19 protein-coding genes are annotated in these 20,129 nt (G+C 59.9%); 8 read left to right on the forward strand and 11 right to left on the reverse strand.

Going from position 1 to position 20,129, the window contains the following annotated elements; translation table 11 throughout:
• Complete coding sequence (locus NIBR502773_RS10150) at nt 1-1,320, reverse strand: ATP-binding protein (RefSeq protein WP_141155963.1); 1,320 nt, start codon at nt 1,318-1,320, stop codon at nt 1-3.
• Nucleotides 1,317-2,027 carry a response regulator gene (locus NIBR502773_RS10155; protein ID WP_065926005.1) on the reverse strand — a complete coding sequence of 237 codons (711 nt, stop codon included), beginning with the start codon at nt 2,025-2,027 and terminating at the stop codon, nt 1,317-1,319. Before NIBR502773_RS10155 ends, NIBR502773_RS10150 begins: the two co-directional genes overlap by 4 nt.
• Before the next feature lie 164 nt (nt 2,028-2,191).
• On the opposite strand from NIBR502773_RS10155, the gene NIBR502773_RS10160 reads away from it, so the two are divergent.
• The 4 genes from NIBR502773_RS10160 (at nt 2,192) to NIBR502773_RS10175 (ending at nt 6,471) form a co-directional block, all read left to right on the forward strand.
• Complete coding sequence (locus NIBR502773_RS10160) at nt 2,192-2,980, forward strand: VacJ family lipoprotein (RefSeq protein WP_141155964.1); 789 nt, start codon at nt 2,192-2,194, stop codon at nt 2,978-2,980.
• A gap of 134 nt (nt 2,981-3,114) precedes the next feature.
• Entirely contained in the window at nt 3,115-3,312 is a 198-nt protein-coding gene (locus NIBR502773_RS10165) for a hypothetical protein (protein WP_141155965.1), read from the forward strand.
• A 122-nt stretch (nt 3,313-3,434) separates the two neighbouring features.
• Nucleotides 3,435-5,333, forward strand: coding sequence for an alkaline phosphatase D family protein (locus NIBR502773_RS10170; protein ID WP_141155966.1), 1,899 nt, complete (start codon nt 3,435-3,437; stop codon nt 5,331-5,333).
• 136 nt (nt 5,334-5,469) lie between these two features.
• Nucleotides 5,470-6,471: a diguanylate cyclase gene (locus NIBR502773_RS10175; RefSeq protein ID WP_141155967.1), complete on the forward strand. Its 1,002-nt coding sequence runs from the start codon at nt 5,470-5,472 to the stop codon at nt 6,469-6,471.
• A gap of 10 nt (nt 6,472-6,481) precedes the next feature.
• Here NIBR502773_RS10175 and NIBR502773_RS10180 read toward each other — a convergent pair whose 3' ends face one another.
• Nucleotides 6,482-7,510 carry an amino acid ABC transporter substrate-binding protein gene (locus tag NIBR502773_RS10180; protein ID WP_141155968.1) on the reverse strand — a complete coding sequence of 343 codons (1,029 nt, stop codon included), beginning with the start codon at nt 7,508-7,510 and terminating at the stop codon, nt 6,482-6,484.
• Nucleotides 7,511-7,733: 223 nt separating this feature from the next.
• Between NIBR502773_RS10180 and NIBR502773_RS10185 the strand changes: the two genes are divergently transcribed.
• A complete protein-coding gene (locus NIBR502773_RS10185; RefSeq protein WP_141155969.1) occupies nt 7,734-8,984 on the forward strand; it encodes an aspartate aminotransferase family protein in 1,251 nt (416 codons plus the stop codon).
• 101 nt (nt 8,985-9,085) lie between these two features.
• Nucleotides 9,086-9,802 (forward strand): hypothetical protein, encoded by a 717-nt coding sequence (locus tag NIBR502773_RS10190; protein ID WP_115488660.1) that lies wholly within the window; start codon nt 9,086-9,088, stop codon nt 9,800-9,802.
• A gap of 49 nt (nt 9,803-9,851) precedes the next feature.
• On the opposite strand, the gene NIBR502773_RS10195 is transcribed toward NIBR502773_RS10190, so the two are convergent.
• Entirely contained in the window at nt 9,852-10,934 is a 1,083-nt protein-coding gene (locus NIBR502773_RS10195; RefSeq protein ID WP_141155970.1) for a pyridoxal phosphate-dependent aminotransferase, read from the reverse strand.
• Nucleotides 10,935-11,080: 146 nt separating this feature from the next.
• Nucleotides 11,081-12,436, reverse strand: coding sequence for a serine hydroxymethyltransferase (glyA, locus tag NIBR502773_RS10200; RefSeq protein WP_141155971.1), 1,356 nt, complete (start codon nt 12,434-12,436; stop codon nt 11,081-11,083).
• 304 nt (nt 12,437-12,740) lie between these two features.
• Here glyA and NIBR502773_RS10205 point away from each other — a divergent pair, with 304 nt between their 5' ends.
• Nucleotides 12,741-13,346, forward strand: a complete 606-nt coding sequence (locus tag NIBR502773_RS10205) for a helix-turn-helix transcriptional regulator (RefSeq protein ID WP_083236361.1) — start codon at nt 12,741-12,743, stop codon at nt 13,344-13,346.
• On the forward strand, nt 13,333-14,211 hold the full coding sequence (locus NIBR502773_RS10210) for a queuosine precursor transporter (protein WP_141155972.1): 879 nt from the start codon (nt 13,333-13,335) through the stop codon (nt 14,209-14,211). The genes NIBR502773_RS10205 and NIBR502773_RS10210 overlap by 14 nt, the downstream gene beginning before the upstream one ends.
• A gap of 54 nt (nt 14,212-14,265) precedes the next feature.
• Here NIBR502773_RS10210 and queC read toward each other — a convergent pair whose 3' ends face one another.
• From queC to cyoA, 6 genes are all read right to left on the reverse strand, one after another.
• Nucleotides 14,266-14,964 (reverse strand): 7-cyano-7-deazaguanine synthase QueC, encoded by a 699-nt coding sequence (gene queC, locus NIBR502773_RS10215; RefSeq protein ID WP_141155973.1) that lies wholly within the window; start codon nt 14,962-14,964, stop codon nt 14,266-14,268.
• 104 nt (nt 14,965-15,068) lie between these two features.
• On the reverse strand, nt 15,069-15,956 hold the full coding sequence (cyoE, locus tag NIBR502773_RS10220) for a heme o synthase (protein WP_027607620.1): 888 nt from the start codon (nt 15,954-15,956) through the stop codon (nt 15,069-15,071).
• 11 nt (nt 15,957-15,967) lie between these two features.
• Nucleotides 15,968-16,309, reverse strand: a complete 342-nt coding sequence (gene cyoD / locus NIBR502773_RS10225; protein WP_010206434.1) for a cytochrome o ubiquinol oxidase subunit IV — start codon at nt 16,307-16,309, stop codon at nt 15,968-15,970.
• Nucleotides 16,309-16,935, reverse strand: coding sequence for a cytochrome o ubiquinol oxidase subunit III (locus NIBR502773_RS10230; protein WP_010206435.1), 627 nt, complete (start codon nt 16,933-16,935; stop codon nt 16,309-16,311). Before NIBR502773_RS10230 ends, cyoD begins: the two co-directional genes overlap by 1 nt.
• 3 nt (nt 16,936-16,938) lie before the next feature.
• On the reverse strand, nt 16,939-18,957 hold the full coding sequence (gene cyoB / locus NIBR502773_RS10235; protein WP_065939027.1) for a cytochrome o ubiquinol oxidase subunit I: 2,019 nt from the start codon (nt 18,955-18,957) through the stop codon (nt 16,939-16,941).
• A 3-nt stretch (nt 18,958-18,960) separates the two neighbouring features.
• The gene (gene cyoA / locus NIBR502773_RS10240; protein WP_027607622.1) at nt 18,961-19,902 is read right to left on the reverse strand and encodes a ubiquinol oxidase subunit II; all 942 of its coding nucleotides are present in this window, start codon (nt 19,900-19,902) and stop codon (nt 18,961-18,963) included.
• Between the last annotated feature and the right edge of the window lie 227 nt (nt 19,903-20,129).

Here is a 20,129-nt window from a genome sequence, read left to right on the forward strand (position 1 = left end):
TTACACCGGCAACACCACCACCGCCTCCAACCCACCACCCTGGCGCTCCGACAGGGTGAGTGTGCCGCCGTGTTCCAGCACAATCGCACGCGCGGTAGACAGCCCAAGTCCGACGCCGCCGGTGCTCTTGTTGCGTGAATTTTCAAGGCGATAGAACGGCAGGAACACCTGTTCGCGATACTGCGCCGCAATCCCCGGGCCGCGATCCAGCACGCGGATCACCACTTCAGCCGGCCCTTGCTGCAGTTCGATTTCCGGCGCCCGACCGTAGTGAATGGCATTGTCCATCAGGTTGGTCATCACCCGCTTGAGGCCCAGGGGCCGGCCAAAGTACACCAGGCGCGGCGGTCCGCTGAAAGCCAGTTCAATCGCCTGGTCGCGGTAGTCGTCGATCAGGGTTTGCAGCAGTTCCGCCAGGTCCAGCTGGGTGGCCTGCTCCAGGCGTGCGTCGTCGCGGAAGAACGCCAGGGCCGTGTTGATCATGGCCTGCATTTCATCGACATCATTGAACAGCCGGCGTTGCTGGTCGGCATCTTCGATGAATTCACCGCGCAGGCGCAGGCGGGTCAGGGGCGCACGCAGGTCGTGGGAGATGGCCGCGAGCATTTGCGTGCGGTCCTGGATAAAGTGCCGCAACTGCGCCTGCATGCCGTTGAACGCGAGGATCGCCTGGCGGATTTCGTGGGGCCCGACCGGTTCGATGGGCGGCGCGCGGAAGTCGGCGCCAAAGCGCCGCGCGCCCTGGGCGAAGTGTTGCAGGGGGCGAGCCAGGCGACGGGTCGCGACCAGGGTGACCAGCGCAGTCGAGATCAGCACCAGCAGCACCACGATCACGCTGCGCACGCCCTCGTCCAGCCCCCAACTGCGGGCACGGGCGCTGAACATCAGCCAGGACTGATCAGCCAGTTGCATCAGCAGCACATAGTGGCCATTGCCGCCCGGCCAGTCGGAAGGTTCGTAGGCTTCCATGGGACGCACCGGGCCCTGGAGCAGGTTCTTGAAGGCCTGTTCGCCCGAATGAAAATCCGGGTCGGCGAGCACGGGCAGCTCAAAGGCTTCCCGCTGCGCCGCCCACGTCACACTGAAGGATTCGTCGCCTACAACCTGCGCAAGGTGCGCGCGTTGCGCCGGTTGCGAACCTTCAACCACGCGCACCACCACGGCGATTTTTTCCAGCAGCCCGGTTTCGGTCAACGGCGGCCGTGCCCACACGCCCGCCAATTGCACAAACAGGGCGTTGAACGCCAACGCAGTCAGCATCGCCACCAGGATGGTCAGGGCGATCCAGCGGGCCACCGTGTCACGCGGGCGGCGACTCATGAACGGCTCACGCTGGCCGTGAATTGGTAACCGCCATTTCGCACGGTGCGGATCATGGCCGGGCGCTTGGTATCGAACTCCAGCTTGCGGCGCAGGCGGCTGACCTGCACATCGATGCTGCGGTCGAACGCGTCATGGCTGTGGCCCCGCGCCAGGTTCAGCAGTTGTTCGCGGGTCAGCACGCGCTGGGGGTGTTCGACAAAGACCAGCAGCAGGTCGAATTCGCCGGATGACAGCGGGATCATCACCTCGTCGGGGGAGCGCAGTTCACGGCGCGTAACGTCCAGTTGCCAGCCCGCAAAGCGAATCAAGGGACGGGCAGACTCGCCCAGCACCGGCCGCCCCTCGCCTGCCCGACGCAATACCGCACGCACCCGCGCCAGCAGTTCACGGGCGTCGAAGGGTTTGCTCAGGTAATCGTCGGCACCCATTTCCAGGCCTACCACGCGGTCACTGAGTTCGCCCATGGCGGTGAGCATGATCACCGGTGTTGCGTACTGCTGGCGCAGGCGCTGGCACAGCAACAAGCCGTTCTCCCCCGGCAGCATCAGGTCAAGAATGATCAGGTCGGCGGGATGACGCTCCATGGCGGCCCACAGCTCGGTGCCACCGGCGACGGTCTCGACCGCATAGCCATGTTGCATAAAGAATTTCTTCAGCAGCGCGAGGACTTCAAGGTCATCGTCCACGATCAAAAGGTTGCTCACAGGCGGGCATCACTGGGTGTTGTCGATGCGCCATCTAAAACCATTCGGCGCAGCCCGTCATATATTTCAATCGTGCAATAAAGCGTCAGCGCCGCAATAAACCAGACATCTTTGCGCAAGGGACGGCTGCCAGCATCGGCCTCCCTTTTGCGGAGACCGTGCTTATGCGCTCGCTGACCTATCCCCGGCACCTGGCTCGTCAGGTCGTGCTGTTGTTGACCGTGTCTTACCTCACGGGCTGCGCCAGCCCGGCCCCCTCGGGCACCACCACCCGCTGCGCACAGGTGAATTACCCGGTGTATGACCCGGCCGAACCGCTCAATCGCGGGGTGTTTGCCTTCAACCGGGCGGTGGATAACTACGCCCTGGCGCCGGTAGCACGTGGCTACCGCTACCTGCCGGATTTTTTCCAGCAGGGTGTGCATAACTTCGCGAGCAACTTCAGCGAGCCGAAGGTGTTTATCAATGACCTGTTGCAAGGCAACCCAAGGCGCTCGGTCAATACCCTTGGGCGTTTTGCGCTGAATACCACAGTAGGGGTGGTGGGACTGATCGATGTATCAGACCGCGTGGGCATTCCGCGCCATAGCGCCGACTTCGGCCAGACATTCGGCGTGTGGGGCATCGGCAACGGGCCGATTGTCGAACTGCCACTGCTGGGTACCGGCAACAGCCGCGATGCGGCAGGCAAAGTCTTGAGTTTCCTGGTCTCGCCGTTGGGAGACAGTGACACCGTGCAGACCCTGGGCACCCTCAGCCTGGTGGGGGGCACCGTGGACACGCGGGCATCGCTGTTGCCGCTCACCGACAGCCTGCAAAAATTGCCGGACTACTACAGTGCATTACGTAACGTGGTGGCGCAAAACCGCGCGGCTTTTGTGCTGGAAGGCAAGGAAGGCGCGACCTCTTCCGCGACTGAGGGTTGCTCGAAAAGCGCGACCGATGACTTCTGAGGCGAGTTGCCAAAGGGCGTCATATCTTGAAGCAGGGCGTTTATAGCTCGCCAGCACCCTGCTCTATAAGTTTGGCTGCACTTCGCTCCAAGGGGTGAAGTAACAGTCGACTAATAGGATAGAAGGACACGTCCATGCTCAGCTCTATCAACGCCACACCGCTCCCTCCCCTTCCCCCCACTGCGCCGCAGGACGCCACAGCCCTGCACCGCAAGAAACGCAGTATTGAAGAACCCCAGGCGCAACTGGAGCGTCAGGAGGCTGATGGTTCATCGCGCAGCCGACCCAGAAGTGGCGGCCTGGATACCCTGGGCAAAGGGAACTTGCTCTGAACCGCAGGAAGAAGGGCAGCGTATTGCCCTTCTTCCTTTTGCATACCGTCCCGCCTTAACAAAACACTGACATCCGTTGCGCTAACCTTGCCGGTTCAACCCTGGCCGGAGCCTGTTACTGCATGCCACATCCCGACACCTTGCCCGCCGTACTCGCCGGCCCTCTGCTGCGGCGCCTGGAACCCCGGCGCCTGGTGCTGTGGCTGGTGGGGAGCCGGGCATTGCCCCTGACCCTGAAACTGCACTGTGCCGAACAGTGCGTGGACATACCGCTGGGCCAGGATCGGTGCCAGATCGTGCCGGTGGGGCGCCAGGCGTTCATCCATCTGATTGATGTACGGTTGGACGAGGCGCTGCCCCAGGACGTAGTCATCCACTATGACCTGCTGGTCGACGACGCCGGCATTACCGAATGGGCACCGCACCTGCTGTACACCGACACACACTGCCCAAGTTTTGTACTGCACAGCCACATCCATCAGTTGGTACACGGCTCCTGCCGCAAACCTCACCACAGCGCCGACGAAGGCCTGCTCTGTGTCGATCGGCTGCTGGCCGACGCGCCGAACCCGGCCGACCGCCCAGCCTTGCTGATGATGAGCGGCGACCAGGTGTACGCCGACGATGTGGCCGGGCCGATGTTGCGGGCGATCCATGGGCTGATTGCGCGCCTGGGCCTGTTCGACGAGTACCTGGAAGGCGCGGTGGTAGAAGACAGCGCCAGCCTCTACGGGCATCACGCCAGCTACTACCACCGCGCGGACCTGCTACCCGCGCTGGACAGCAACGAGACCCTGCGCGAACGTTTTTTTGGCGGCGTGAAAAAGCCGATTTTCACAAGCAGCACCGCCGACAATCACCTGGTGACGTTCGCCGAAGTCATGGCAATGTACCTGCTGGTGTGGTCGCCCACCCCCTGGTCCCTGATCACCGTACAGCCACCGCAACTGAACGCCGATGAAACTGCGCGCTATGCCCGCGAACAAGTGCAGGTGGATAAATTTCGCGATGGCTTGCCGGGCGTGGCGCGGGTATTAGCCCATCTGCCCACCTTGATGATCTTTGACGATCACGACATCACCGACGACTGGAACCTCAGCGCACAATGGGAAGAAACCGCCTACGGCCATCCGTTCTCCAGACGCATCATCGGTAACGCCCTGCTGGCATACCTGCTGTGCCAGGGCTGGGGCAATAACCCGGACGCCTTTGATGAGCTGGTGGGCCACTCCCAGGCACTGGCCACCCAGGCGCAGAACAATCATTTGGACGCCCAGGCACAGGATGCTTTGCTCGCGGCGCTACTGAAGTTCCAGCAGTGGCACTACGTACTGCCCACCACCCCGGCCCTGGTGGTGCTCGACACCCGCACCCGGCGCTGGCGCAGCGAATTCACCCTCAAGCAACCGTCCGGCCTGCTGGACTGGGAAGCCTTGAGCGAACTGCAACAGGAACTGCTCGACCATCCCTCGGCCATCATCGTCTCCCCCGCGCCGATCTTCGGCGTCAAGCTAATCGAGACCGTGCAGAAAATCTTCAGCTGGTGCGGCCACCCGTTGCTGGTGGACGCAGAAAACTGGATGGCCCATCGCGGTGCGGCCCAGGTGATCCTCAATATCTTTCGCCACTCGCGCACACCGGGTAACTACGTGATCCTCTCGGGGGATGTGCACTATTCGTTCGTCTATGAAGTGCTGATCCGCCATCGCAACGCCGGCCCCAGGATCTGGCAGATCACCAGCAGCGGCATCAAGAATGAATTCCCGCCGCGCTTGCTGGAATGGTTCGACCGCCTCAATCGCTGGCTGTACTCGCCACGTTCCCCCCTCAACTGGTTCACTCGCCGCCGCACCATGCAGGTGGTGCCGCATATCCCGGAGCATGCCGAGGCCGGTGAACGGTTATGGAATTCGGCAGGCATCGGCCAAGTGTTTTTCAACAAGCGGGGGCAGCCTGACACGATCTACCAGCACAACGCCGACGGGAAGGCGCGTACGAGGATGATCGCGCCGAAGCAATAGCCCATGGCCACCCTCCTGTAGCCGTCCATCCGCCCTATTCAAAGCGCACAAGCTCCGTTGTACAGTAGCTCCAGCCACGGAGTATCGGCATCAATATGACTGGCCTTGGACGCCAGCCCATGCAAGGAGCGCACAGATGGACGATACCTCCGACAACGGCAATTTCTCCCACCTCAATGCCGACATGCTGCATACCGTGCTGGAGCTGGTCAGCGACGGGATCTGGGACTGGAACGCCAATACCGGGTTCGTCTACCGCAACCCGGGTTGGTACGAAATGCTGGGCTACCCCCGCCATTCCCTGGAAAACAGCGTGTTCACCTGGGAGACCGTCATCCACCCGGAAGACTACCCCCACGTGATGACGCTGTTCGATGACTACATCCACCGTCGCGCCCCCTACTATCAAATCGAATACCGTTGCCGCAAAAAAGATGGCAGCTACCTGTGGATCGAAGACCGGGGCTACGTGATTGCCCGTAACCCCGATGGCTCGGTGGCGCGGATGGTCGGCGCCCATCGCGATATTCATATACGCAAGTGCTCCGTCGAACAGCTGGAGCGACGTAACCAATCCCTTGAGGCACTGGTGGCCGAGCGCACGCGCGAGTTGTCACGGGTCAACCAGCAGTTGCAATTACAGCTGGACGAAAACCGCTCCCTGGCCGAACGGGATGCCCTGCCCCTTGTTGCCAACCGCTATCGCCTGGAAAAAGTCCTGCTGGAAGAATGCGACCGCGCCCAGCGTTTTCGCCTGCCGCTGGCATTGATCGCGATGGATATCGATGACTTCAAGCCCATCAACGACCGGCACGGGCACGGCGTCGGCGACCAGACCCTGGTGCAGGTCGTGGAATGCCTGGAAAGCTGCCTGCGCCAAGGCGACCTGCTGGCCCGCTGGGGGGGCGACGAGTTCATGGTGGTCCTGCCCAAGAGTTCGCTGGAAACCGCCACGCAGTTGGCCGAGGCCATCTGCCAGACGATGCGCAAGCGGCCGATGCGCGGCGACCTGCCCGTGACCCTGAGCCTGGGTGTGGCCGAGCGCCATATGGATGAATCCCCCGCCGCCCTGATGGCGCGTGCCGATCAGGCGTTGTATCGCGCCAAGGCGGCGGGGAAAGATGGCGTGTCGGCGTAAGCCGAGCCTGTCAGCGCACCGGTGGCGCGTACTGGATGCCGCCGTTGCTCCACAGGGCATTGAGCCCGCGCCTGATCTTCAACACACTGCCTTGGCCGATGTTGCGCTCGAACACTTCACCGTAGTTACCCACCTGCTTGACGATCTGCACCACCCAATCCTTGCGCAGCTTGAGGTCCTTGCCGTACTCGCCGTCGGCGCCCAGCAGTCGCGCTACATCCGGATTTTTCGTGGTCTTGGCCTGCTCTTCGACGTTCTGCGAGGTGATGCCCATCTCCTCGGCGTTGATCATCGCAAACAGGGTCCACTTGACGATGCTGAACCACTCGTCATCGCCCTTGCGCACCAGTGGCCCCAGCGGCTCCTTGGAAATCACCTCCGGTAACACCACGAACTCATCCGGGTGGGCCATCTTGATCCGTTGGGCATACAGCCCCGACTGGTCGGTGGTGAGCACATCGCAACGCCCGGCTTCAAGGCCCTTGGCGCTTTCGTCGGCGGTGTCGAAGGTGATCGGCGTGAACTTCATGCCATGGGTACGAAAATAGTCGGAAACGTTGAGTTCGGTGGTGGTGCCGGCCTGGATGCACACGGTTGCGCCGTCCAGTTGTCTGGCGGCGGTGACCCCCAGTTTGTTGTTCACCAGAAAGCCGATGCCGTCATAGTAGGTCACCCCCGTGAACACCAGGCCCATGCCCGAGTCGCGGGAGCTGGTCCAGGTGGTGTTGCGCGAAATCACGTCAATTTCGCCGGACTGCAGGGCAGTGAAACGCTCCTTGGCGGTCAGTTGGGTGAACTTCACTTTGGACGCGTCACCGAATACGGCGGCCGCAACGGCGTGGCACACGTCCACATCGATGCCGGTCATCTTGCCCTGGCTGTCAGGCACGCCAAAACCTGGCAACCCGTCGCTGACCCCGCACTGGATAAACCCTTTTTTCTGGATCGCGTCCAGGGTCGAACCGGCGTGCGCGGTGCCGGCCAGGCCAAACACGGCGGCGGCACTGATCATGGCCAAGGTAATGTTGAATCGGTTCATGCGAGGCTCTCCCTGTCGTTTCTTGTTATTCGGCGCCACACCGCCCGCGCCGGCTTCTGATGCTGCCGGGGGAGTATCGACGGGTTTACCGCGTGGCCACAAACGACCTTTTGGCAACAGCTCCTTCCGATTTGGAATGACCCGGCGACTTTATTTCGTTTGCGGCAGGGCGTGGCCCACGGCTTAGATAAAAATACACCCGCCACTGCCGAGTCCGAGATTCATGAGCCGCGAAACCATCAGCCAGTCGATTTCCATCGTTCATCCCATCAGCCTCAGCCATGGCAGCAACGCCGAGGTCTGGGACACCACGGGCAAACGCTATATCGACTTTGTCGGCGGGATCGGCGTGCTCAACCTTGGCCATTGCCACCCGGGCGTGGTGGCGGCGATTCGTGAACAGGCGACGAAGTTGACCCACTATGCGTTCAACGCTGCACCGCACACGCCCTACATCGAACTGATGGATCGCCTGACCGGGTTTATCCCGGTGGACTACCCCGTCAGCGGCATGCTCACCAACAGCGGTGCGGAAGCGGCAGAAAACGCCTTGAAAATCGTGCGCGGCGCCACCGGCCGCACGGCGGTGATCGCCTTTGACGGCGCCTTCCACGGCCGCACCCTGGCCACCCTCAACCTCAATGGCAAGGTGGCGCCCTACAAACAAAAGGTCGGCGTCCTGCCCGGCCCGGTGTATCACCTGCCCTACCCCAGCGCCGATAACGGCGTGAGCTGCGCTGAAGCGCTGAAAGCCATGGACCGCTTGTTCAGCGTGGAAATCGACGTCGGTGACGTCGCCTGTTTCATCATCGAGCCGGTGCAGGGCGAAGGCGGTTTCCTGGCGCTGGATATCGAGTTTGCCCACGCCCTGCGGCGCTTTTGCGATGAACACAATATCCTGCTGATTGCCGATGAGATCCAATCGGGCTTCGGGCGCACCGGCCAGCGTTTCGCCTTCTCACGCCTGGGCATCGAACCGGATCTGATCCTGCTGGGCAAAAGCATCGCCGGCGGCGTGCCGCTGGGTGCGGTAGTCGGGCGCAAGGCCTTGATGGACAACCTGCCCAAAGGCGGCCTCGGTGGTACTTACTCGGGTAACCCCATCGCTTGCGCGGCGGCATTGGCCACCCTCGATGCGATGACGGACGAACACTTGCAGGTCTGGGGCTCGCAACAGGAAGCAGCGATCGTTGGCCGCTATGCCGCCTGGCGTTCGCAGCACCTGTCGCCGTACCTGGGTCGCCTGACCGGCGTCGGTGCCATGCGTGGCATCGAACTGGCCAACGCCGACGGCACGCCCGCGCCCCGGCAACTGACCCAATTGCTGAGCCTGGCGCGAGACGCCGGGCTGTTGTTGATGCCCAGCGGCAAGTCGCGGCACATCGTGCGCTTGCTGGCACCGCTGACCATCGAGCCTGCGGTGTTGGAAGAAGGGCTGGATATTCTCCAGGCGTGCCTGAAGCAGTTGGTTTGACGCCCTGCATTCGCCGGTCGGCAGCCTTGACCTGATCCCCCTCCCCGCTGAAAATGCGCGACGCTTTTTTGTCTTCCGTTTACTGAAGTAGTGAAATTTCAATGTCCGATTCTTACACCGAACACTCCGCCGAAGAATCCGTAGTCGCCTTGCACGCCAAGGCTGAATACGAAAACGCCATCAATCTTTCACAGCATGTGCCAGCCGCCAAGATCATCAGCGAGATGGTGCTGGACGCCTTTCACACCTCCAAGGAAAGCGACCAGATCCGCGAACTGCGCGTGGCCATCCGCCAGGCCCACGACGCCTTCGACGACGACAAGGCCTACGACCTGATGGGCCAGCTCAAGCAGCTCAAGGACGCCGAAGCCGCTGACAACCTCGCCCTTGAAGACCTGAGCAGCAAGTTCTCCATCAGCCGCATCCTGTCGAGCTTCAAGGATGATCCTGAGTTTCAGGAGCTGGTCTACGGGCTGGCCCTCAAAGTGCTGAACCAGTCTCACCAGGCCATCAGCAACCCAAGCGCCGGCAAAGGCAAGGCCGCTCGCCCCAAGAAAGAAGCCGAAGTGTTTGTGATCAGCAAGGACGGCATCAGCGTCACCCTGCCGCTGCGCACGCCACGCTCGCGGTTGAACGTCGACCGTGAGGCGTTTGAGTTCCTGGGCTTCAGCTTTGTAGGCGAAGGCGACGAAGCCGAGTTGGAGGTTGAAAGCTTTGTGGATAACGCCGGCGTCGAGCAGCCGCTGAGCCGCAAGAGCGTGATTACTGCGCTGCAACAGCAGACGGCGTTTGAGGGCTACAGCATCGCGCAGCAGTGACATCCCTGAACTGAATGTGGGAGGAAGAAAGCCCCCTCCCACATCGGCGCTAGACCGTCGCCGCAAACACCTCGCGAAACCGCTCCATCTCCCGCTTGTTCCCCACCGTCACGCGCACCCACTGCGGCCAGTTTTTCCACACCCGCCCGATCAGTACGCCGTGCGTGGCAAGTTTCTCGATGACCTGCTCGGCCGGTTGCTTCACGTCGATCATGAAACAGTTGGCCTGGGACGCCGTGCAGGTGAAGCCACGGCCCTTGAGCCAGGTGATTGTTTCATCGCGCAGCTGGGCATTGAGCGCCTTGCGTTGTGGCAGCAGCTTTACGTCTTCCAGGCTGGCGAGGCCGCCGAGCAGGGAAGAACCCGCCGGGACATTGTCACCGCCGAATACCGCCAGCCGTTCCAGCAGCGCCGGGTGGCCGATCGCCAGGCCCAGGCGGGCGCCGGCCATGCCATAGATTTTCGAGAAGGTGCGCAACACCAACAGGTCGTCATGGTCTTTGACCCAGCTCACCACGCTTGGGGTGTCGGCGAAGTCGATGTAGGCCTCGTCCACCACCAATACGCTGCCTTTGGGCTTGTTCGCCAGCGCCTGGCGAATAGCCTCGGTAGAGGTGAGGGTGCCCGTCGGATTGTTGGGATTGCAGACATAGAGCATCCCCGCCTGGGGATCGGCGGCGAGCATGGCGGGAACGTCGTGGCCGTGGTCGGCGCCAAGGTCCACTTCGCGCACCGGCGCCTTACGGGACTCGGCGGCCTGGCGCGGTACTTCGTAGGACGGCGTGGCCATCACCAGGCCGCGGGTTTCGCTGGTGAACGCCAACACCGCGTAGCGCAGCGCGGCCATGGAGCCGGCGAATACCGCCACCTGCTCTTCGGCAATCCCGTGCTGCTGGGCAAACAGGCCGGCCAAGGCGTACATGTGTTTGTACGGATACCGCCCGGCTGTCGCGATGCCGCGCTGCATCGCTTCGCGGGCCGCCGTCGAAGGCCCGTAGGGGCTTTCGTTGTAGTTGAGCAGTACCTTGTCAGCCTTGATCGGCGCGGGTGCGGCGAGCGCCCAATCCAGGCGTCCGAGCAAAGGCAGGGCGGCGCCAAGAGCGAGAAGGGATCGACGACTAACGCTGACCATGGTGACTACTCCTTGTAGACGGGTGAGGAATTCGCACAGCTCGTATAGAAGGGTATGACGAGACAAGGAACGAAGGATTTAACCGAGCCGCCATGAAAAAGCCCCGTACAACGTGCGAAGACGGGGCTTTTTTCGAGCAGGGCGCTTCAGCGTTCCCAGTAGCCGGCGATGGGATATTTCGCACACAAAGCTTCGAGTTCTGCACGCAGTTGTTGCTGCAGAATCGGTTCGAGGCGGTACGCGTGCTCCCCCAGCGGGGTGACATTGTCCAATACCCGGCACACCAGATCGATGATGTGCCGACAGCCCTCGGCATCGACACCGCGTTGCGCCATGGAGCCCGTGCCGATACACAAGCCACTGGCGACGGCAGACGAACGCGTCTCACCCGGTATGCGGTTTTTATCCACCACGACACCGCAGCTTTCCAGCGCCGACTCGGCGATAGCGCCGGTAACGCCGCCGCGCAAGCGAATCAGCACGGTATGGTTTTCACTGCGCCCGCCGACCACTTCATAGTCATGGGCCTGAAACGCGCTGGCCACTTCATCGGCCAGGGCGCGAATCCGCCCCATGCATGCGTCGAACTCCGGTGTCATCGCGTAGCCCAGCGCAGCGGCTTTGGCGGCGATCATATTGACCGCCGGCGCGCCCTGCATGCGTGGGAACACGGCTTGATCAAGTACACGGCTGAAGGTCGCTCTCAAGCCGGGCACCTTGGTATGGGCATCGCGGCCGGACAGGATCAAGCCTCCGCGCGGCCCACCCAGCTGCTTGTGGGTACAGGTGGTGGTGACATGCGCGGCGTTGATCGGACTCGGGTGCCGCCCCGTCACGACCAGCCCGGCAATATGAGAAATGTCGGCGAGCAGGATCGCACCCGCTTCATCGGCTATGGCGCGAAACCGCTCGAAATCCACAACCCGCGAATAAGCCGATGCACCGCAGATGATGATGCGTGGGCGATGGGCAAGCGCCAGACTACGCACGTGCGCGTAATCGATCAGTCCGTCGGCGGTGGTGCCGTAGCGAATGGCCTTGTAGTAGGCACCGGTAAATACGGCGGGGCTGCCATGGGTAAGGTGCCCACCGTGATCGTGGGCCATGCCCAGCAGGGTATCCCCCGGTTCAAGCAGGGCGGACAGCACTTGGGCATTGGCGTTGGAAGCCGAGTGCGACTGCACGCCGGCGTAGTGGGCATCGAACAATTCACGCGCCCTGCGGATAGCCAGGGACTCGACCAGATCGACATTCTCGCAGCCCGCCCGATGGCGTCGGCCAGGCGCGCCCTCGGCAGTGATGTTCACCAATGCAGACGCGGAGGCCACCAGGGTGCGGGGTTCGACCGCACAGGAGGACGCGACCAGTGACAGTGTGCGGTGCTGGCGCGCCACTTCCGCGTCCAGCAGCATCGCCAACTCCATGTCCTCGGCGTGCAGATCCGCCATGCCTCGGCGCAACAGGTCAGCCTGATCCTGCAGGTGTACGGTATTGACTGCCATGGGGAGTGTCCTTTCCTTGGTCGCTGCGTAGCGGTTCGTCCTGAACCGTGGCGCCCAATTAAACAGGAAATTAAACATTTTCCAAATTAAATGTTCGCTTTTGTCCCCCTTTGCCGAGTAACTGGCCATTTGCCTTTCCGCCTGACAGGGTCGAGCATCTTGGGCTTTATTGTTAAGCCACGCGCGTGCAACACTTGCGCCCGCCGCAAAGCCTGAACGCCCTGGATGGGTACTTCAGTGCTGAAACAGCCTGCGTGGCGTCTTCAAGGATCAACGGTTTTTACTAAAGGGAAGTGGTGAGCACGTGATGCACAGACGAGAAAAAACCGAGCACTTGAAGAGCAACATCAAGTACTTGATCAAGAGCCGCGGCGAGACCCAACTGTCGTTGTGCAGCGCGGCCGGCCTGACCCGCACCACGATCTACAACATCCTCGAAGGCAAGGTCGTCAACGTTCAACAGTCGACCCTGCGCAAGATTTCCGATTTTTTCGGCGTGTCTTACGAAGAAATCGAGACCATCGATTTTGAAGCCAAGGAAATCATCGAGAGCAGTGTTTCGCCCCAGGGCAATATGAACCCGGCAGCCGTGCCTGTGCTCAAGCAAAGCCAGGTCATGCAGCACCTGGACAAGCGCATCGGCGAACTGGCCACCCTCTTCCCGCTCACGTACTACTTCGGCGCGTCCCATAACCTGATCGGCGTGCAGCTGGAGCATCCCATCGCGGGAGTGAACGAGCCAGGTGATCTGCTGATCATCCAGAAGGGTTCATCGAGCGATACCAAGGAAAAGCTGGTGTTCGACAAGGTCACTCAGGCGCTGTTGATCAGCCGTGAGGCCTGCGCCAACTCAGAACGCCTGTGTGTACTGGGCGATATCATTGAGGAGCGCTTCAATGACCACGCATGAAAGCGAGATAGAAAACAGCAAGTACAAACTGCTTGGCTTCGAAAATGACAAGAGCCTGGCCGTGATCATGATCATCGCCACGGGCAAGATCATCCGGGTCAAGTTGAGCGAAGTCATCAACAGCGAAATCATGGACAACTTAAATAAAATGGAAGTTAAAAACCTGTACAAGAAGTTCTATTCCCAAGGCGGCTCGGTGACCGCGTACGACCTCAATGACCGTAATGAAAACTCATGGATGATCTACATCATCCTGAACCTGCTGCTCTTCACTTTTTATATTTTCACCAGCATCGCCGCGACCAAACCGATCTACATCGAGTCACTCGACATCATCGTCACGCCCGGCACTTTCCTGTATCCGTTGACCTTTTTGATCGTGGACCTGCTCAACGAAAACTTCGGCCTGAGACTCGCCAGAAAGGCCATTCTGTTTGCCTTTGCCAGCAACGCGATGATCATCATCCTGCTCTACGGCTCGACCTTCCTGCCCGGCCTGCCAGGTTGGAAGCTCGACGGTCCTTACAACGATGTGATCGTCCAGGTATCGTCGGTATTGATCGCCTCTTCGGTGTCGTTCCTGGTGTCGGAAAATATCAACTCGTATTTACTGTGCAAGATCAAAGAGCTGACCAATTCCAAATACCTGTACCTGCGCATTTTCCTCAGTACGTTCTTTGCGGTGATTATCGACAGCTTCCTGTTCTGCTTCATCGCGTTCTACGGCGCCATGCAGACCAGCGACATCCTGAGCATGATCTACGTACAGATCGCGATCAAAGTCGGCTTTGCGTTCTTCAATATCCTGCCGGCCTACGGTGCCCGCTCGTTGTTCAAGCGCTACCTGACCAACGCCACTGCCTGATTTGCGTAACAGCTATCGAACCTTGGCGAGGCTCGATAGCTGCGCAGTGGGGGGTCAGTTCAGCTGCAATTTCTGCTTAAGGCTCTGCATGACCGTTGCCTTGTTCTGCAGGTAGTCATTCAAGCCACGTGCACGCAGGTTGCACGCATCGCACTCGCCGCAGCCGGTGCCGATAATGCCGTTGTAGCAGGTCAGGGTCTGCTCGCGGACCAGGTCCAGTTGCTGGTGGTAATCCGCCAATGCCCAGGTCTCGGCCTTGTTCAGCCACATCAACGGGGTTTCCAGGCGTACGTCGTACTCCATGCCCAGCTTGAGCGCCTGGTTCAAGGCTTTGACGAACTCATCGCGGCAATCGGGGTAGCCGGAGAAGTCGGTTTCACACACGCCGGTGATCACCGCCCCGGCCTTGACCTGATACGCGTAGATAGCCGCCAGGGTTAAAAACAGAATATTGCGGCCCGGCACAAAGGTGCTCGGCAGGCTTTCGCCGGAGCTGTTCACGGTCGGCACCGGGATGTTGTCGCGGGTCAGACTGCTGATCGCCAGTTCGTTGAGCAGCGACACGTCCATCACTTTGTGAACGGTGGCCCCCAGTTGCTTGGCCAACTGCCGGGCGACTTCGATTTCCGCGACATGGCGCTGACCGTAATCGAAGGTGATGCAGTGCACTTCGTCATACAGCGGCAGCGCCTGGATCAGGCAGGTCGTCGAATCCTGACCGCCACTGAACACCATAACGGCTTTTTTACTCATCACTTTGCTTCCTGCAGGGGTAGGGTTTGGTCGTAGTTTAAAGGTCACTCAATAAAAAACCCCGCGCTTCTTTCGAAGGCGGGGCCTTTTTATTACTCAGACACTCAGTGGGCGTAGGTCAGCAACAGCTCTTTCGGCACTTGGAAATCCAGGGACATCATCACGCTGAGCGCGGTGATGGTGAAGATCGAGAACACGAACAGCTTGCGCGCCCAGACGGTGTCGTCCACCGCCTTGTAGCCGGTCCAGGCCATGTACAACCAGTACATGCCCATGGCCGCAGCGACGGCAAGGTAGCTCATGCCGGCGTAGCCACTGAAGGTCAACATCAAGGTCGCCACGAGGAAGGCCAGGATGTAGAGCAGGATGTGTTTCTTGGCGACCTGGATGCCACGCTTGACCGGCAGGACCGGAATCGAAGCAGCCAGGTAGTCGTTGAAGCGGAAGATCGCGATGGCGTAGGAATGCGGCATCTGCCACAGGCTGAACATCACCAGCAGCACCAGCGCAGCCATGTCGAAGCTATTGGTCACAGCCACATAACCAATCACCGGCGGCATCGCCCCCGACAGACTGCCCACCAGCGTGCCGTGCACCGACTTGCGCTTGAGGTACAGGCTGTAGAGACCGACGTAGATGACAAAACCGATCACGGCAAACAACGCCGCCAGCGGGTTGGCCACCTGGTACAACAGGGCCACACCGGCAACACCCAGGACGGTCGCGAAGATCAGCGCCAGTTTCAGGGAGATAAGGCCCTGGACCAGCACGCGATTCTTGGTGCGCTCCATCTTGATGTCGATGTCACGGTCGATGCAGTTGTTGAAGACACAGCCGGAAGCCACCACCAGGGACGTACCGATCATCGCAGCCAGGAAGATGGCCAGATCGACATGTCCCTTGGAGGCCAGGAAGAAACCGCCCGCCACAGAAAGCACGTTACCGAAAATGATCCCCGGTTTGGTGATTTGGATAAAGTGCTTAAGCGACATCGGGTCTTACCTCACTTCGCCATCATGAACGTATGGATGCTGAACATGATCCATATCGACAGGCCAACCAGCAGCAGGATTACTAAGCCTGCGAACACGAACGCAATCACGTTATCGCGCTGCTCTTTAGAACGATCCAGGTGCAGGAAGTACACCAGGTGAACCAGAACCTGAATCACCGCGAACGCCAGCACGATCATCAAAGTGATCGATTTCGGCAGGGTCGGGTACATCACCAGACCGAACGGGATAAGCGTCAGGATTACCGACAGGATGAAGCCGATGGCGTACGACTTAACGCTGCCGTGGCTCGCATCATGGCTGTCATGGTCATGGGAGTGTGCATTAGCCATTACAGAGTCCCCATCAGGTAAACAACGGTGAAGACGCAGATCCAGACCACGTCCAGGAAGTGCCAGAACAGGCTCAGGCAGCTCAGGCGAGTCTTGTTGGTGTTGGTCAGGCCGTGTTTATTGACCTGATACATCATCACCGCCATCCACAGCAGGCCGGCCGTTACGTGCAGACCGTGGGTGCCTACCAGCGTGAAGAACGCCGACAGGAAGCCGGAACGGTGCGGGCCGTAGCCTTCGGAGATCAGCAGGTGGAACTCGTTGATCTCCATGCCGATGAAGCCCAGGCCGAACAGGAAGGTCAGTGCCAACCAGCTCAGGACGCCTTTCTTGTTGCCCTTGTAGAAGGCCAACATGGCGAAGCCGTAGGTGATCGAACTGAACAACAGCAAGGCGGTTTCGCCGAGCACGTAAGGCAGTTCGAAGATGTCGTGGCCCGACGGGCCACCCGCAACGTTGTTTACCAGTACCGCGTACACCGCGAAGATCGACGCAAACAAGATGCAGTCGGTCATCAGGTAGAGCCAGAAACCGAAAACGGTCATCGGCCCCGAGTCGTGGTGATGGTCATCGTGCCCATGGTCATCGACATGGGCGTGTCCAGCATTGGTCACTAAGTTCGACATGGTTTAAGCCTGTTCCAACGAGGTTTCTACACGGTTGGCCGGGATTTTCTTCTCGGCGACCAGGCGAGCGTGCTGCTCGGCTTCGATGCGCTCGATCGTTTCGACCGGCACCATGTAGCCTTGATCATCACGTGCTGCGTGGACAATGAAGTAGCCGATGGTGCCCACCAGGCTCACGATTGCCAGCCACCAGATGTGCCAGATCATCGCGAAACCGAACACGGTCAACAGCGCACCCATCACCACGCCAGTAGCGGTGTTGCTTGGCATGTGGATCGGCTCGTAGTGCTTGGGCTTCTGGTACGCAGTACCGTCTTCCTTGGCTTCGGTGAACGCATCGATGGTGTTCGCAGTCGGGATCACGGCGAAGTTGTAGAACGGAGGTGGCGACGAGGTCGACCATTCCAGGGTGTGGCCATTCCATGGGTCGCCGGATTCGCAAGCGTTCTGCTTACGGTCACGGATGCTCACGTACAGTTGGATCAACTGGCAGGCGATACCCACAGCGATCATGAGTGCACCAAACATGGCGACGTACAGGTACGGCACCCACTCAGGGTTGGTAGTGGCGTTCAGACGACGGGTCATGCCCATGAAGCCCAGTGCATAGAGCGGCATGAACGCAACGAAGAAGCCCGAGATCCAGAACCAGAACGCAGCCTTACCCCAGCCTTCGTGCAGCTTGAAGCCGAACGCTTTCGGGAAGTAGAAGCTGAAACCAGCGATGTAGCCGAATACCGCACCACCGATGATCACGTTGTGGAAGTGAGCGATCACGAACAGGCTGTTGTGCAGTACGAAGTCAGCACCCGGAATGGCCAGCAGTACGCCGGTCATGCCGCCGATGGCGAAGGTCACCATGAAGCCCAGGGTCCACAGGACCTGGCTGGTGATGCGCAGACGGCCGTGGTAGATGGTGAACAGCCAGTTGAATAGCTTCACCCCCGTCGGGATGGAAATCAGCATCGTCGCCAGGCCGAAGAAGGCGTTGACGCTGGCCCCCGAACCCATGGTGAAGAAGTGGTGCAGCCACACCATGAAGCCCAGTACGGAGATTGCGCCCGATGCGTAGACCATCGAGTGGTGACCGAACAGGCGCTTGCCGGTAAAGGTCGAGATCACTTCGGAGAAGATACCGAACGCTGGCAGGATCAGGATGTACACCTCAGGGTGACCCCATGCCCAGAACAGGTTCACGTACATCATTGGATTACCACCAAGTTCATTGGTGAAAATGTGGAAATCCAGGTAACGGTCAAGCGACAGCAGCGCCATGGTAGCGGCCAGGATCGGGAACGACGCCACGATCAGGACGTTGGCCCAGGTGCAGGTCCAGGTGAAGATCGGCATGTCCATCAGTTTCATGCCAGGGGCGCGCATTTTCAGGACGGTGGCCAGGAAGTTGACCCCCGTCAGCGTCGTCCCGAGCCCTGATAACTGTAGCGCCCAGATGTAGTAGTCCACACCCACGCCAGGGCTGTACTGGATGCCCGACAATGGTGGATACGCAACCCAACCGGTCTTGGCGAATTCGCCGACACCCAGGGACACGTTGATCAGCACCACGCCGGAAACCAGCAGCCAGAAGCTCAGGGAGTTCAGGAACGGGTAGGCAACGTCACGAGCACCGATCTGCAGCGGCACTGCAAGGTTCATCAGGCCGGTGAAGAATGGCATCGCCATGAAGATGATCATGATCACACCGTGGGCGGTGAAGATCTGGTCATAGTGTTCAGGCGGCAGGTAGCCAGGCGAACCTTCGGTGGCCATGGCCAACTGGGTACGCATCATGATGGCGTCGGCAAAACCACGCAGCAGCATGACCATGGCAACGATGATGTACATCACGCCGATTTTCTTGTGGTCGACCGACGTCAGCCACTCGGTCCACAGGTAGGTCCACTTCTTGAAATAAGTGATTGCTGCAAACAGTGCCAGACCACCCAGCGCGATCATGGCGATGGTAATCATCACAATCGGCTCGTGGAACGGGACCGCATCCCAACTTAATTTACCAAACATCGTTTACTCCTCTGCCCCAGCAGTTGAATGCGAGCCCGTGTCAGAACCTTCAACCGCGGCCACTTCTTTCTTCTCGTGCTTGACCGGCTTGCCTGGCTTCATACCTTCGTACTTGTCGACGATTTTCTGAAACAGGTTCGGCTCATACGCGGAGTACAGGGCGACAGGGTTGTTCTGGCTTGGTTTGGTCAGGGCGTCGTATTCAGCTTGATCAAGCTGTTTAGGTGCGGCCTTGACTTCGGCTACCCAGGCGTTGAAATCTTCCTGGCTCGTCGAGATCGCTTTGAATTTCATGCCGGTGAAGCCAGCGCCGCTGTAGTTCGCGGAGATGCCTTCCATTTCAGCTTTTTCGTTGGCGATCAGGTGCAGTCGGGTCTGCATGCCTGCCATCGCGTAGATCTGACCGCCCAGGGCAGGGATGAAGAACGAGTTCATCACGGCGTCGGAGGTGATCCGGAAGTTAAGCGGGGTGTTCTCAGGGAAGCGAATCTGGTTAACCGTGGCGATACCCAGGTCCGGGTAGATGAACAGCCACTTCCAGTCCAGCGCGACCACTTCGATGTTGATCGGCTTGACGTCGGACTCCAGCGGACGGTACGGGTCCAGCTCGTGGGTCGACTTATAGGTGATGTAACCCAGGGCGATGATGATGAGGATCGGGACCAGCCACACCGCGATTTCGATCTTGGTGGAGTGCGACCACTTAGGCGCGTAGGTCGCGCTGGTGTTCGACGCGCGGTATTTCCAGGCGAAGGCAAAGGTCATGATGATCACAGGCACCACGACCAACAGCATCAGCAGGGTGGCAGTGATGATCAGGTTTCGTTGATCCAGACCGATCTGTCCTTTTGGGTCCATCAAGGTCCACTTGCAGCCTCCCAGCATTAACATCATGCCAAGCAGCGGCAAAAAGCCTAGTAATCGGGGGTACCTGTTTTTACTCATCTCACGACCTCTAAAGCAGCTTGCGCAATGCAGTTGGGTTTTGATCGCCAACACTTCACCCTGCCAAGGGTTGGCATTTCTCTTCGATTGAATAAGAGCCTGCCCGGCACGCCATATAACGGAGCGTTTCACGGACCTGCGGTGAGTTCTTATTCGATTTCGTGGTTAAAGGCCTTGTTACAGACCAATTCCCTTTGGTGCGGATAGTTGAAAGGCTGCCGGAACCT

It is taken from the genome of Pseudomonas sp. NIBRBAC000502773, assembly GCF_006517195.1.
In the GTDB taxonomy this organism is placed as follows: domain Bacteria; phylum Pseudomonadota; class Gammaproteobacteria; order Pseudomonadales; family Pseudomonadaceae; genus Aquipseudomonas; species Aquipseudomonas marginalis.

Bases quoted from the DNA above. Each gene is read 5' to 3' on its own strand.
- NIBR502773_RS10150 (WP_141155963.1), bottom strand. From the start codon at position 1,320: ATGAGTCGCCGCCCGCGTGACACGGTGGCCCGCTGGATCGCCCTGACC.
- NIBR502773_RS10160 (WP_141155964.1), top strand. From the start codon at position 2,192: ATGCGCTCGCTGACCTATCCCCGGCACCTGGCTCGTCAGGTCGTGCTG.
- NIBR502773_RS10165 (WP_141155965.1), top strand. From the start codon at position 3,115: ATGCTCAGCTCTATCAACGCCACACCGCTCCCTCCCCTTCCCCCCACT.
- NIBR502773_RS10170 (WP_141155966.1), top strand. From the start codon at position 3,435: ATGCCACATCCCGACACCTTGCCCGCCGTACTCGCCGGCCCTCTGCTG.
- NIBR502773_RS10175 (WP_141155967.1), top strand. From the start codon at position 5,470: ATGGACGATACCTCCGACAACGGCAATTTCTCCCACCTCAATGCCGAC.
- NIBR502773_RS10180 (WP_141155968.1), bottom strand. From the start codon at position 7,510: ATGAACCGATTCAACATTACCTTGGCCATGATCAGTGCCGCCGCCGTG.
- NIBR502773_RS10185 (WP_141155969.1), top strand. From the start codon at position 7,734: ATGAGCCGCGAAACCATCAGCCAGTCGATTTCCATCGTTCATCCCATC.
- NIBR502773_RS10190 (WP_115488660.1), top strand. From the start codon at position 9,086: ATGTCCGATTCTTACACCGAACACTCCGCCGAAGAATCCGTAGTCGCC.
- NIBR502773_RS10195 (WP_141155970.1), bottom strand. From the start codon at position 10,934: ATGGTCAGCGTTAGTCGTCGATCCCTTCTCGCTCTTGGCGCCGCCCTG.
- glyA (WP_141155971.1), bottom strand. From the start codon at position 12,436: ATGGCAGTCAATACCGTACACCTGCAGGATCAGGCTGACCTGTTGCGC.
- NIBR502773_RS10210 (WP_141155972.1), top strand. From the start codon at position 13,333: ATGACCACGCATGAAAGCGAGATAGAAAACAGCAAGTACAAACTGCTT.
- queC (WP_141155973.1), bottom strand. From the start codon at position 14,964: ATGAGTAAAAAAGCCGTTATGGTGTTCAGTGGCGGTCAGGATTCGACG.
- cyoE (WP_027607620.1), bottom strand. From the start codon at position 15,956: ATGTCGCTTAAGCACTTTATCCAAATCACCAAACCGGGGATCATTTTC.
- cyoD (WP_010206434.1), bottom strand. From the start codon at position 16,309: ATGGCTAATGCACACTCCCATGACCATGACAGCCATGATGCGAGCCAC.
- NIBR502773_RS10230 (WP_010206435.1), bottom strand. From the start codon at position 16,935: ATGTCGAACTTAGTGACCAATGCTGGACACGCCCATGTCGATGACCAT.
- cyoB (WP_065939027.1), bottom strand. From the start codon at position 18,957: ATGTTTGGTAAATTAAGTTGGGATGCGGTCCCGTTCCACGAGCCGATT.
- cyoA (WP_027607622.1), bottom strand. From the start codon at position 19,902: ATGAGTAAAAACAGGTACCCCCGATTACTAGGCTTTTTGCCGCTGCTT.